11 protein-coding genes and 1 pseudogene are annotated in these 12,861 nt (G+C 46.0%); 4 read left to right on the forward strand and 8 right to left on the reverse strand.

Going from position 1 to position 12,861, the window contains the following annotated elements:
- Positions 1-367: 367 nt before the first annotated feature.
- The gene (ydjO, locus tag RTW80_RS14845) at positions 368-1,171 is read left to right on the forward strand and encodes a protein YdjO (protein ID WP_001310874.1); all 804 of its coding nucleotides are present in this window, start codon (positions 368-370) and stop codon (positions 1,169-1,171) included.
- Between the two features lie 3 nt (positions 1,172-1,174).
- Here ydjO and tcyP read toward each other — a convergent pair whose 3' ends face one another.
- The 3 genes from tcyP to hxpB form a co-directional block, all read right to left on the reverse strand.
- Positions 1,175-2,566: a cystine/sulfocysteine:cation symporter gene (gene tcyP / locus RTW80_RS14850; protein WP_001010696.1), complete on the reverse strand. Its 1,392-nt coding sequence runs from the start codon at positions 2,564-2,566 to the stop codon at positions 1,175-1,177.
- Between the two features lie 132 nt (positions 2,567-2,698).
- Positions 2,699-3,289 carry a metal-dependent hydrolase gene (locus tag RTW80_RS14855; protein ID WP_001297653.1) on the reverse strand — a complete coding sequence of 197 codons (591 nt, stop codon included), beginning with the start codon at positions 3,287-3,289 and terminating at the stop codon, positions 2,699-2,701.
- 162 nt (positions 3,290-3,451) lie between these two features.
- Positions 3,452-4,120: a hexitol phosphatase HxpB gene (gene hxpB, locus RTW80_RS14860; protein ID WP_000106833.1), complete on the reverse strand. Its 669-nt coding sequence runs from the start codon at positions 4,118-4,120 to the stop codon at positions 3,452-3,454.
- A gap of 146 nt (positions 4,121-4,266) precedes the next feature.
- Here hxpB and RTW80_RS14865 point away from each other — a divergent pair, with 146 nt between their 5' ends.
- Complete coding sequence (locus tag RTW80_RS14865) at positions 4,267-4,803, forward strand: YniB family protein (protein ID WP_000222172.1); 537 nt, start codon at positions 4,267-4,269, stop codon at positions 4,801-4,803.
- A 40-nt stretch (positions 4,804-4,843) separates the two neighbouring features.
- On the opposite strand, the gene RTW80_RS14870 is transcribed toward RTW80_RS14865, so the two are convergent.
- The 3 genes from RTW80_RS14870 to pfkB form a co-directional block, all read right to left on the reverse strand.
- Positions 4,844-5,704, reverse strand: a complete 861-nt coding sequence (locus tag RTW80_RS14870) for a fructosamine kinase family protein (RefSeq protein WP_000267657.1) — start codon at positions 5,702-5,704, stop codon at positions 4,844-4,846.
- A gap of 105 nt (positions 5,705-5,809) precedes the next feature.
- Entirely contained in the window at positions 5,810-6,100 is a 291-nt protein-coding gene (ghoS, locus tag RTW80_RS14875; protein ID WP_032247849.1) for a type V toxin-antitoxin system endoribonuclease antitoxin GhoS, read from the reverse strand.
- Between the two features lie 100 nt (positions 6,101-6,200).
- Positions 6,201-7,130, reverse strand: a complete 930-nt coding sequence (pfkB, locus tag RTW80_RS14880; protein ID WP_000251723.1) for a 6-phosphofructokinase II — start codon at positions 7,128-7,130, stop codon at positions 6,201-6,203.
- Positions 7,131-7,416: 286 nt separating this feature from the next.
- Between pfkB and RTW80_RS14885 the strand changes: the two genes are divergently transcribed.
- Positions 7,417-8,175: a YdiY family protein gene (locus RTW80_RS14885; protein ID WP_000771396.1), complete on the forward strand. Its 759-nt coding sequence runs from the start codon at positions 7,417-7,419 to the stop codon at positions 8,173-8,175.
- A gap of 52 nt (positions 8,176-8,227) precedes the next feature.
- Here RTW80_RS14885 and yniD read toward each other — a convergent pair whose 3' ends face one another.
- The gene (gene yniD / locus RTW80_RS14890; RefSeq protein ID WP_001142445.1) at positions 8,228-8,335 is read right to left on the reverse strand and encodes a small membrane protein YniD; all 108 of its coding nucleotides are present in this window, start codon (positions 8,333-8,335) and stop codon (positions 8,228-8,230) included.
- Between the two features lie 170 nt (positions 8,336-8,505).
- Positions 8,506-10,406, reverse strand: a pseudogene (gene espL1 / locus RTW80_RS14895) (type III secretion system effector EspL1).
- A gap of 523 nt (positions 10,407-10,929) precedes the next feature.
- Here espL1 and thrS point away from each other — a divergent pair.
- Positions 10,930-12,858: a threonine--tRNA ligase gene (gene thrS / locus RTW80_RS14900; RefSeq protein WP_001144190.1), complete on the forward strand. Its 1,929-nt coding sequence runs from the start codon at positions 10,930-10,932 to the stop codon at positions 12,856-12,858.
- Positions 12,859-12,861: the final 3 nt, after the last annotated feature.

The following is a 12,861-nucleotide window of genomic DNA, read 5'->3' on the forward strand; positions in this document are numbered from 1 at the left end:
GATAGAAACAGAAGCCACTGGAGCACCTCAAAAACACCATCATACACTAAATCAGTAAGTTGGCAGCATCACCGAGTAAGGATTACGTACCTCCCGGTTTTGCCGGGAGTTACATGGCCTGAAATTTTGTATTTCATTGCTACATTCATTCAAACCACCTGTAACAAAAAGCTGCCTTTGACGATCTATTGCTATAAATAAGTGATCTTTTTTCTTTAATTGTTTATTTATTTTAAAATGGTTAAGTTTTGCTAATCATGATGAGCTATTTTTGATAGTTCATCCTGTGGCGTCGCTCTTAAACTTATATTGTAAATGACTTAGATTTAAATGAGATAATAATTTTGTTAACAATATGAGGCGGGAGATGTTTTCTACAAACTTAATACAGAGTAATTATGGTGATTTAAATATTAAAAGCCTGGCTTTCGACTCTTTTAAAGAAAGGCTGCAGTCTACTATGACAGCACTCACTTTCTTTATATCAACGGGTCAATGTGACTGCGATGAAATAGCAGAATCAAACTTTAATTATATGATTGCCTATATGTCTAACATTAACTATGATGCCTCAAAGCCAGGAGCGCCAGCACTTAGTTTTGATACATATCTGCAGGACAATGTTAAATATAGAGTAATAATTAATAATCTTTATGGTAGTGAAATTCGGATAAGAGGTATAAATAAAGATTTTATTGGAATGGATGTCACTTCTGTATTTCGCCCAGAAAAAATGACCAATTTGATCAGTATAAAAAACAGGTTGGTTATTCACTATTTAAGGACTATATACTATGAACAAAATTATATACATCCTGTCGGGAGCATTTTTGCTGCGATTCAAAAAAATGAGAGTCTCCTAAAGTTTCCTTCGATAATATCAATGCTTAATATCAATCTTCTTTTTAATCCACTAAATCTTCCGGGAATGGGAAGTGGTGTGCTTGAAGATATTATGAGTATTCCAGATAGTTCACTTAGAAAACGTCTCGGGTATGAGGTTTTAAGCTTCTCGCTACAGGCACATTCATTGAGCCAGGAATGTATTGATAAGTTGGACATTTTTTTCGCTGACGATCTGTTTAAATATGAGTCAGTATGCATCGCCGCGATGGAACATTTAAAAAGTAAGGCAACGGCCCCTATACAAAACGGACCGTTGCCAGCATAAGAATTAATGGTGTGCCAGTTCGGCGTCGTCTTCGCTATCCAGAATGGCTTTATCGGTTTGCTTCAGCCACTGGCTGGTCAGCGTGCCAGCTGTCATCGAGCCACTAACGTTTAACGCCGTACGGCCCATGTCGATAAGCGGTTCAACGGAGATTAACAGCGCCACCAGGGTTACTGGCAGGCCCATCGCAGGCAGTACAATCAGTGCGGCGAAAGTTGCACCACCACCGACACCGGCAACGCCTGCGGAACTAACGGTAACAATACCGACCAGCGTCGCAATCCACATCGGGTCCAGCGGGTTAATGCCAACCGTAGGCGCAACCATCACCGCCAGCATTGCCGGATACAAACCGGCGCAGCCGTTCTGACCAATGGTTGCACCGAAAGAGGCGGCGAAACTGGCGATGGATTCAGGAACGCCCAGACGACGCGTTTGTGCTTCCACATTCAGTGGGATAGACGCAGCACTGGAACGGCTGGTAAAGGCAAACGTCAGCACAGGCCATACCTTACGGAAGTACTTCAGCGGACTCACGCCATTAATGCCCAGCAGAATGCCATGCACTGCAAACATAATCAGCAGACCGAGGTAGGACGCGACAACGAAACTTCCCAGTTTGATGATGTCTTGCAAGTTAGAACCTGCAACCACTTTGGTCATTAGAGCCAGAACGCCGTAAGGGGTCAACTGCATGACCAGGCGAACCAGTTTCATCACCCAGCTTTGTAGGGTATCGATAGCGGCTAAGACGCGTTCACCTTTCGGCGCATCATCCTTCAGCAGTTTCAATGCAGCTACGCCGAGGAATGCGGCAAAAATTACCACGCTGATAATTGACGTCGGATTGGCTCCGGTAAGATCGGCAAACGGGTTTTTCGGGATAAAGGACAAGACCAGCTGCGGAACGCTCAGATCAGAGACTTTACCAACATAGTTACTTTCAATGGCGTTCAGACGTGCAGTTTCTGCACCACCCTGAACCAGACCTTCAGCCGTCAAACCAAACAGGTTGGTGACCAGCACACCGACCAGCGCCGCAATCAGCGTGGTAAACAAAAGCGTACCGATGGTCAGAAAACTGATTTTGCCTAACTGAGATGCGTTATGCAGACGGGCAACCGCGCTCAGAATAGAGGCGAAGACTAACGGCATAACGATCATTTGCAGCAGTTGAACATAGCCGTTACCAACGATGTTAAACCACTGTACAGAATCTTTAAGTACCTGGCTGTCAGAACCATAAATGGTATGCAGGGCAAGGCCAAAAACCACACCCATCACCAGACCCACCAGCACTTTTTTCGCCAGACTCCACTGTTTATGGCGGGTCTGAGCCAGCGCAAACAGCAGTACAACGAACACCACGATGTTCGCAATTAATGGAAAGTTCATCCCCGTTCTCCTGATCTTATTATTTCTATCACTGCGTAGCAGTCATAGTGTTGGCGCAAGATTAACAGAACTGTGAGCTGGCTCTTATATTCAAATGGAATTGCTTATTCCAGAAAGGTGATTTTTGCCTTTTTAGTATTCAACCTGATGCTTAATAAGCCGATGAAACTGGATCTGCAAGGTATTGATCATTTGCGATGACCAACGAACAGCGCTGTTCTCGGGTAATGAATGGGGCATCCATACCGACCAGACAAATAATGCCATGCAGATAAAACGTTCCAGTTGGTTGCCCTTTTGGGGAACCAGGATAGGCAAGCGGAAACGCCAGCGGCATGGCCAGAGCAGGGGAACACCGGCGGGTGTCAGCATATCGGCAAGTATGTGGCTCAAATAACCCAGCACCATTCCTTGTAGCGCATCAGCCGGAATGAACCAGCCTTCCGGAACCTTAAGGTAAAAGGTTGCCAGCAGCGCAAATACCGCCAGCAGACTGTGGGTAAAACCACGATGCCCAAAAGCGCGGGCGATCGGTTTTGATATCCATTTTAATCGCTGCCCAAGAAACGACTTTGGGTGATCGATGTCCGGTAACAAACACGTCAGGATTGCGGAAGGGACAATATGCCACCAGTCACCCTGTGCCAGCACGGGCGTCAGCTCGGCATTTTTGGCAAATACCGCACAAGCAATAGAAAAGAGAAGGTGACCTTCCGCCGTCATGATAAAACTCACTAAACTGTCGATACGTACAGTATAGGATTTTTATACAGTGCACGGAAGTGGTGACGGTGTAACTCTTTCTCTTAAATTGACGATTAATCCGTCAGTTGAATGCAATTTCAGATAAAGAACCAGGGGCAGCGAGATCACTGCCCCTGGTCATTAACCGAGAAGGTCTTTTGCGGTGAGTTCTGTCAGCGATGAGAGTTTGACGTCTGCTAATACAAAACGTGGATCATTTTGCGCTTCTGGCGCAGGAACGACGATGGAACGCATGCGGGCTGCTTTAGAGGCGATCATGCCATTTACCGAGTCTTCCAGCGCTACGCAGGTCAGTGGGTCAACGCCCAGTTTTGCTGCGCAGTCGAGATATACTTGCGGATGCGGCTTGCTGTAAGGCAGTTTTTCAGCCGAGGCGAGGGCATCGAAACTGTCGCGTAAGTCAAACATGGTCAACACTTTTTCCAGCATATGTAGTGGTGACGCGGAGGCCAGCCCCACCAATAAACCTTGTTCTTTGCATAACGCAACGGCTTCGCGCACGCCTGGTAATAATGGACGTGTCTCTTCAACCAGTGAAATGGCACGGGCAATAACCCGTTCTACTACTTCCTGACGGCTTGGCCCATTCCACGGTTGCCGGGCGTACCAAAGATCGACCACCATATCGATGCGTAAACCTAAGGTGTCCGGCAGCTCGTTACGACGGGAGATATCCACCCCCAGGCTTGCCATCACATCCAGTTCGGCTCGATCCCATAAAGGTTCTGAGTCGATAAGTAATCCATCCATATCAAAAATTGCAGCAAGAATCTGACGCGGGGTTGACATTACAACCTCTCCTTTAGAGCATTATGTGTAAGGTATTAAGCCGTGCTTATGATTAAGCGCCTATCATATCGCCTTTAAAGAATGGGCGAAAACAGATATCTACAGGTAAACTAAGTGAAACGACGCGTCTTAATCAAGGAGAACTCATGACGTATCAACAAGCTGGACGCATTGCTGTTTTGAAAAGGATTTTGGGTTGGGTGATTTTTATACCTGCATTGATCTCTACATTGATTTCTTTGCTGAAATTTATGAATACCCGACAGGAAAACCAGGAAGGCATTAATGCGGTCATGCTCGACTTTACTCATGTCATGATCGATATGATGCAGGCGAATACGCCTTTTTTGAATCTATTCTGGTATAACTCCCCGACGCCCAATTTTAATGGTGGCGTGAACGTTATGTTCTGGGTGATTTTCATCCTGATTTTTGTCGGACTGGCGTTGCAGGATTCCGGTGCCCGGATGAGTCGCCAGGCGCGCTTCTTGCGGGAAGGTGTTGAAGATCAACTCATTCTGGAAAAAGCCAAAGGGGAAGAGGGGCTAACGCGTGAACAAATTGAGTCCCGTATTGTTGTTCCGCACCATACTATTTTCCTGCAGTTTTTCTCACTGTATATCCTGCCGGTTATTTGTATTGCTGCAGGTTATGTATTCTTTTCTCTGCTTGGGTTTATTTAATCAAAAGGCCGCACGGAGCGGCCATTATCCTCAACCCATATCATGCTGCTAATAATCTATCCAATGACTGCTGAGCAATAACCAAATGCTGACCGCCAAATAATCTTGCACGATTTAACAGCGTGTAGAGTTGGTAAACCGGTTGACGTTCAAGGAAATCGGCAGGTAGCGGGGATACTGACTGATAGCCGTCATAGATTTGTGGCGGCTGTTCAGTATGCAGCGGTAACATCGCCAGGTCGCACTCTCGGTCACCCCAGTAGCAGGCAGGGTCGAAAATGTACGGGCCATCCGGACCCAGCGCACAGTTGCTGGACCATAAATCGCCGTGCAACAGAGAAGGCTGCGGTTGATGCGAGGCCAGACGCTGCTGAATATGCTCGACGATGGCGTCGATATTGCCGAAAGCGATCCCTTTCTCTGCTGCCAGTTCCAACTGCCAGCCAATCCGTTGTTCAGCAAAAAACGTTGACCAGCGACGTTGCCAGGTGTTGGGCTGTGGAGTTGTGGAGAGCGAGTTATCAAAATCGAGGCCAAATTGTGGTTGGTCACTCCATTGATGTAAACGCGCAATTTGCTGACCAAGAATAAATGCGCTATGCGCATCCAGCGGACGAGGTGGGAGATAATCCATCACCAGAAAACTGTAGTCACGGTCAGCGCCAACTGCCCAAACCTTAGGCACGGTGACGGTTTTACTACGCGACAGTAACTCCAGTTGGTCGGCTTCGGCGGTAAAACCGGGAAGCAGTTCCCTTTCATCACATTTGACGAAAAAGTCATGTCCTGCATAGCGCAAATGCCATGCGGCATGGACTTCTCCGCCAGGCAGTTCATTACGCAGTTCGATTTCGCCTTCACCTAACTGCTCGCTCAAAAGACGACTGATTGCCTGCCACATGATGTCTCTCCCATGTTGTCTGCCAGATCATAAGGTTAGCGCAAGAATGCGGTGTAAAAACACGAGCTAACGCACACCACAGACTGATTATTGCCCAAAAACCATTTATTTTCTGTTACTATTCCATTCCTCCCAGGTCGTGATGGTGATTTCAGGATCTTTGCCGGTTGCACTTTGGGTAAGCCCCGAAACCAGTTCTCTAATTTCTTCTTCACTTTGGGTACTGATAAGTCCAAAAGTGTTAGTCCCCAGCTCATGGATATTTCCCTCATCATCCGTCATGGTGAGCAAAAAACCGTTGCGAGTCAGGTAATTATTCAACTCGTTAATTTCAGTCAATGTATCCTCATGCAACATGACGGTTATGACATAACGGACAAGATCGCCACTGGCCATAGTTCACCCCTTTGTTATCACATGACTTTTGAGCATAGTCGGAGAAACGCGTTGCCGACAGGTTGGTGATGATTCCCCCAATGCTGGGGGAATGTTTTTGTTAGCGGGAAAGGTAAGCGTAAATTTTTTGCGTATCGTCATGGGAGCACAGACGTGTACCCTGATTGAGTGTGGCTGCACTCCCCGCAGCTACGCCAAAACGAACCATCTCTTCAAGAGAGGCATTTTCTGCCAGTTTCAGTGTCATCGCGCCGACCATGCTGTCACCAGCGCCAACGGTACTCTGGCTTTTCACCGGTGGTGGCACCACCTGAATGCAGTTTTCACTATCAACACCCAGCGCTCCTTGTGGACCAAGGGAAACGACAACCCGTTTGGCCTTGCCGCTATTAACGATTTCCTGCGCGGCTTTGCGGACATCGTCTGGCTGGGTGAGTTCGCGATTCACCAGCGTACTGAGTTCTTTTTGGTTAGGCTTAACCAACTCGATGTTACCAATCGCCAGTGCTGCACTTAACGCTTCGCCAGAACTGTCGATGATGCAGCGGATCCCTTGTTTTTGCGCAGCGGAAATCAGTTGGGTTAATTTTTCCAGCTTCACACCTGGCGGCAGGCTTCCGCTTATGACCAGGATGGCCCCGGATTCAATTTCCAGAACTTGCTCTTCAAGCTGGCGAAACTCATCTTCATTTAATGCCGCGCCTGGCATAACAAAACGATACTGCTCACCGCTTGCTTCCACATGTACGTGTAAATTCTGCCGGGTCCAGTCTTTGGCTTCTACAGTAGCAACGGGGACATTTTCATCCGCCAACAGTGAAACCAGGTGTTCGCCGGTCGCGCCACCCGCCGGGAAGATCGCTGTGGCACTGCCTCCAAGATGGGCAATGGCGCGGGCGACGTTGATGCCGCCGCCCCCGGGTTCGAACACCGGTGCGGTACAGCGCAGTTTTCCTTCGGGATAAATTTGCGGGGTAATTGTTGCGCTATCGAGAGAGGGCGCAAGTGTCAACGTATAGATACGTACCATCATTTCCTCCTATAGGCTGATTTCAGTCTGGCACCGAATCAGCGGAAAGTGAAGAAATTAACAATATGATTTATTGGAGCTTTATTTAAAATTTTGTAGATAAATATATATAAATAAAAATCTGTTTTCGCCACATGCTTATTCAAAAAATGAAATAAGAATACATTGCTAAGTTATTCGCGCCTTTTTATAATTCGTTACCTTTCCAGGGACGCTAATCTTTGATCCTTAAGAAAGTTTCCGGGACCGCGATGGTCTCTTTTTTTGTTGTACGGACTCTTGATAAATGAAGCTTTTGAAGACAGTTCCTGCCATCGTTATGTTGGCGGGGGGCATGTTTGCGTCACTGAATGCAGCTGCCGATGATTCCGTTTTTACTGTCATGGACGATCCTGCCAGCGCTAAAAAACCTTTCGAAGGTAATCTGAACGCAGGATATCTTGCACAATCAGGCAATACGAAAAGCTCCTCACTTACGGCTGACACCACCATGACCTGGTATGGACAAACCACTGCCTGGTCGCTGTGGGGGAACGCCAGTAATACTTCTTCTAATGATGAGCGTTCTTCAGAAAAATATGCGGCGGGCGGGCGTAGCCGTTTTAATTTAACTGATTATGACTATTTATTTGGTCAGGCAAGCTGGCTGACAGACCGTTATAACGGCTATCGAGAGCGCGATGTGTTGACCGCGGGTTATGGTCGTCAGTTTTTGAATGGCCCGGTACACAGTTTCCGCTTTGAATTCGGTCCAGGTGTGCGTTACGACAAATATACCGACAATGCCAGTGAAACCCAGCCGCTGGGCTATGCCTCCGGGGCTTATGCATGGCAGTTGACTGACAACGCTAAATTTACGCAGGGTGTTTCGGTCTTTGGCGCGGAAGACACAACGCTGAACTCCGAAAGCGCATTAAATGTTGCTATTAATGAACATTTTGGACTGAAGGTGGCTTACAACGTCACATGGAACTCTGAACCTCCAGAGTCTGCACCGGAACATACCGATCGTCGGACAACTTTATCGCTGGGTTACAGCATGTAAAATTATCTGCCGGACCGTGTTATGCGGTCTGGCTGTCTTCGTTTGTCACTGCTCAGCCCCAAATCATTGCTGCCCAACGGAGCAACAACATAGCGCCACAGATTGCCAGTAGCACCACCACCATCTTCCAGTGTTTTTTATCAAAGCGTTTAGTCGGCATACCAGTGTCCTGCATATCTCTTGTGCGTGATAACGGAGTGTAACAAAAGGGACAGGCATCAAGGGATTTTTTGTTATTACAGCCGTCGGGTGGCGTTGTACACCTGCTCACTGTTTCTGCGTTTTATGAAAAAATAAAATTATGTATCGATATATATCGTAAATAGCTGGTTATAAATACGTCTTTATTTCATCAGCACTAAAACTCAGGCTTTGGCTGATTGCATTAATAGCAGCATAATATGTTTCTACAGTTTTATAATGCTTATGATGAATGGCTATATGAACAGCTGACATGTTGTCATGATTTTTAGCGGTCAATAGTGTAAATAACTGATGTTGACTAAAAGAATGTTTTTTTTGCAAAAGCACCCAGCGTCGATATATAAGATAACACGACGTCTTCATTACCCTTGCTCATGGCGATGTATAATGCAGGGGTTCCCTGTGCTGTAGCTCCTTTTAATAAATCCATGATGTTAGCTTTGCTCAACTTGTATTTAAAGGCGATGCCATTAATTTTAGAGAGGAACCGTGTGACACACAAAGGGTGATTATTTTCCATTGCGGCGTATAATCCTGGCTCACCATCATGTATTTTCATGGCTAAAATACTCATCACCAGTTTTTTGTTTAAAAGCTCTTGTGCTATTGGAGTGGTTAATGCATTCAGAAAGATATCGATTATTTCATCGAATCCATACAACATGGAGATATAAAGTCCAGGTGTTTCGTTAGCACTTTTAGTTTGCAGTAATTTAACCAGATTATCTTCATGAATGATGTGATTATCTACCAGTGACTGAATTTCTTGCATAAATATTTTCACGTTGTCAGTATGTCCGTTCATCATAGCCAAAAATAAAGCAGGTGTACCAACGCTATTCTGCGCGGTTATTATTTCAATGATTTCTTTTTCAGGGAGTATGGGCAACTGTTTGAATAATGTAATAAGCTGTTGAGTCTGGCCTGTAGCCATTATTAACAACATTGCCGATGGATGTATAGGGGCAAATGGCATTCGTGATGCAATACCCGCGAAAATAGCCCCTGGAACTCCCACAGGTAATAGGGGCAGAATAGCAATTGCACAGTTGCGAACATATCTATCAGCCCAGGTCTGAGCATCGGGACCTGAACTGATGAACTTATCAAGCGAAAGAAAGCCCCGTGCTGTCCTGTGGGTGTCTCTGACGGCAACGTTGGTATCGTTCGGGTCGTAAACGGACACAACATAATTTAATTGTCCATACACTGACTGCTTTATTCGTAGCCTTACTGACAAAGTATGATTGTCTATATATAAAATCGCGGACATATGACTGACATTGTTTGCCATCATTCGACAAAAGAAAATATCTAAAGCGAAGCCAAAATCCTTACTCGCGATAACGCGACTCCCTGCAGGAGGATGGCGAAGTAATGCTCTGAACTCCGCGTCCCGGACTAAGGGGACATGCTGCTGTATGGATTCAACGGAGGAGTAATGTTTAATCAGGTTGACTTTGCCTTTTCCATTTCTCAATGAATCAAGGGCGTATTGCAATGACAGATGGCGACAAAAAATAGCGTCAGAAGGAGATTGCAAAAAACATGCACTACCATTGAGATTTACTGTTGGGTGTATAGTTTTTTTCTCTATGGATTTTTTTAGACAGTTTCATACAATGGTTACGATCTTCAGCAGTTAACTGTTCCTGTTCAATATAATCCAGTATGCTTCGCAAATGGTTAGCTTTAATAGGCGTGGTTTCCAGTAATAAGGAAATGATTTCTTTTTTATAGTGTAATGTAATGAGTATATTTTCTGCATGGATGGGTGAAGTGGCAAAGTTAATGGTAAAAAGGGCAGTGGAATAACAATTTTGTGATATTTTTCGACAGTTTGCGGTAAATTCCTGAGTAACACAGTATGACAGCATCGAACTTAAGTCAGAGGTATCAAGTAGGGTGATGAGCTGGCGCGCAAATTGATTAATAGGCTCTGATGAAGGTGTTGGTATGTCGCTATCGATGTGCAAGCTATGAGGAGACTTATAATGAGTTCTGATAATGATATCGTTTTGACTCATAATCTGTTCGCCTTATATATATCTGGAGGTTTTGAGGATGATGATTAATTATTATCGCCAGAACGAAATGTGCACGAAAAATTGTTATAAGAATTGTGTCACTTTTATCATTGTGATATGACCACTTCGTCATTAATCTCATGAGCGTTTAAAATACTACCGCCAAATCACGCAACGAACTTTGCTGGATTCAGTTTATGCTGCTGTAAATCCGCTCGCAGTAAACCTTTCAGACGCACCGTGATGTTATCAGTTGTTCTTTAAGCGTTTTGCTGGTGTACTCACTACAAACGAATTGCGAATCGAATCAATGTGAAACGGAAAGGTACAATCTCCCTTTTTTTAGTGTTAACATCGCTCAACCGGGTGGAAGGTGAGAGGTTAATGTCTTTCATTTGTGTACCTGATTGCGAACCAATTTAGCATTTGTTGGCTAGATGGTTTCGCAATGAACTGTTAATAAACAAATTTTTCTTTGTATGTGATCTTTCGTGTGGGTCACCACTGCAAATAAGGATATAAAATGCCTGTTATAACTCTTCCTGATGGCAGCCAACGCCATTACGACCACGCTGTAAGCCCCATGGATGTTGCGCTGGACATTGGTCCAGGTCTGGCGAAAGCCTGTATCGCAGGGCGCGTTAATGGCGAACTGGTTGATGCTTGCGATCTGATTGAAAACGACGCACAACTGTCCATCATTACCGCCAAAGACGAAGACGGTCTGGAGATCATTCGTCACTCCTGTGCGCACCTGTTAGGGCACGCGATTAAACAACTTTGGCCGCATACCAAAATGGCAATCGGCCCGGTTATTGACAACGGTTTTTATTACGACGTTGATCTTGACCGCACGTTAACCCAGGAAGATGTCGAAGCACTCGAGAAGCGGATGCATGAGCTTGCTGAGAAAAACTACGACGTCATTAAGAAGAAAGTCAGCTGGCACGAAGCGCGTGAAACTTTCGCCAACCGTGGGGAGAGCTACAAAGTCTCCATTCTTGACGAAAACATCGCCCATGATGACAAGCCAGGTCTGTACTTCCATGAAGAATATGTCGATATGTGCCGCGGTCCGCACGTACCGAACATGCGTTTCTGCCATCATTTCAAACTAATGAAAACGGCAGGGGCTTACTGGCGTGGCGACAGCAACAACAAAATGTTGCAACGTATTTACGGTACGGCGTGGGCAGACAAAAAAGCACTTAACGCTTACCTGCAGCGCCTGGAAGAAGCCGCGAAACGCGACCACCGTAAAATCGGTAAACAGCTCGACCTGTACCATATGCAGGAAGAAGCGCCGGGTATGGTATTCTGGCACAACGACGGCTGGACCATCTTCCGTGAACTGGAAGTGTTTGTTCGTTCTAAACTGAAAGAGTACCAGTATCAGGAAGTTAAAGGTCCGTTCATGATGGACCGTGTCCTGTGGGAAAAAACCGGTCACTGGGACAACTACAAAGATGCAATGTTCACCACGTCTTCTGAGAACCGTGAATACTGCATTAAGCCGATGAACTGCCCGGGTCACGTACAAATTTTTAACCAGGGGCTGAAGTCTTATCGCGATCTGCCGCTGCGTATGGCCGAGTTTGGTAGCTGCCACCGTAACGAGCCGTCAGGTTCGCTGCATGGCCTGATGCGCGTGCGTGGATTTACCCAGGATGACGCGCATATCTTCTGTACTGAAGAACAAATTCGCGATGAAGTTAACGGATGTATCCGTTTAGTCTATGATATGTACAGCACTTTTGGCTTCGAGAAGATCGTCGTCAAACTCTCCACTCGTCCTGAAAAACGTATTGGCAGCGACGAAATGTGGGATCGTGCTGAGGCGGACCTGGCGGTTGCGCTGGAAGAAAACAACATCCCGTTTGAATATCAACTGGGTGAAGGCGCTTTCTACGGTCCGAAAATTGAATTTACCCTGTATGACTGCCTCGATCGTGCATGGCAGTGCGGTACAGTACAGCTGGACTTCTCCTTGCCGTCTCGTCTGAGCGCCTCCTATGTGGGCGAAGACAACGAGCGTAAGGTACCGGTAATGATTCACCGCGCAATTCTTGGGTCGATGGAACGTTTCATCGGTATCCTGACCGAAGAATTCGCTGGTTTCTTCCCGACCTGGCTTGCGCCGGTTCAGGTTGTTATCATGAATATTACCGATTCACAGTCTGATTACGTTAACGAATTGACGCAAAAACTATCAAATGCGGGCATTCGTGTTAAAGCAGACTTGAGAAATGAGAAGATTGGCTTTAAAATCCGCGAGCACACTTTGCGTCGCGTCCCATATATGCTGGTCTGTGGTGATAAAGAGGTGGAATCTGGCAAAGTTGCCGTTCGCACCCGCCGTGGTAAAGACCTGGGAAGCATGGACGTAAATGAAGTGATCGAGAAGCTGCAACAAGAGATTCGCAGCCGCAGTCTTAAACAATTGGAGGAATAAGGT

It is taken from the genome of Escherichia sp. AM3, assembly GCF_032029835.1.
GTDB classification, from domain to species: Bacteria; Pseudomonadota; Gammaproteobacteria; order Enterobacterales; family Enterobacteriaceae; genus Escherichia; species Escherichia coli.

Bases quoted from the DNA above. Each gene is read 5' to 3' on its own strand.
- RTW80_RS14885 (WP_000771396.1), top strand. From the start codon at position 7,417: ATGAAGCTTTTGAAGACAGTTCCTGCCATCGTTATGTTGGCGGGGGGC.
- ghoS (WP_032247849.1), bottom strand. From the start codon at position 6,100: ATGGCCAGTGGCGATCTTGTCCGTTATGTCATAACCGTCATGTTGCAT.
- yniD (WP_001142445.1), bottom strand. From the start codon at position 8,335: ATGCCGACTAAACGCTTTGATAAAAAACACTGGAAGATGGTGGTGGTG.
- hxpB (WP_000106833.1), bottom strand. From the start codon at position 4,120: ATGTCAACCCCGCGTCAGATTCTTGCTGCAATTTTTGATATGGATGGA.
- RTW80_RS14865 (WP_000222172.1), top strand. From the start codon at position 4,267: ATGACGTATCAACAAGCTGGACGCATTGCTGTTTTGAAAAGGATTTTG.
- RTW80_RS14855 (WP_001297653.1), bottom strand. From the start codon at position 3,289: ATGACGGCGGAAGGTCACCTTCTCTTTTCTATTGCTTGTGCGGTATTT.
- RTW80_RS14870 (WP_000267657.1), bottom strand. From the start codon at position 5,704: ATGTGGCAGGCAATCAGTCGTCTTTTGAGCGAGCAGTTAGGTGAAGGC.
- ydjO (WP_001310874.1), top strand. From the start codon at position 368: ATGTTTTCTACAAACTTAATACAGAGTAATTATGGTGATTTAAATATT.
- tcyP (WP_001010696.1), bottom strand. From the start codon at position 2,566: ATGAACTTTCCATTAATTGCGAACATCGTGGTGTTCGTTGTACTGCTG.
- pfkB (WP_000251723.1), bottom strand. From the start codon at position 7,130: ATGGTACGTATCTATACGTTGACACTTGCGCCCTCTCTCGATAGCGCA.
- thrS (WP_001144190.1), top strand. From the start codon at position 10,930: ATGCCTGTTATAACTCTTCCTGATGGCAGCCAACGCCATTACGACCAC.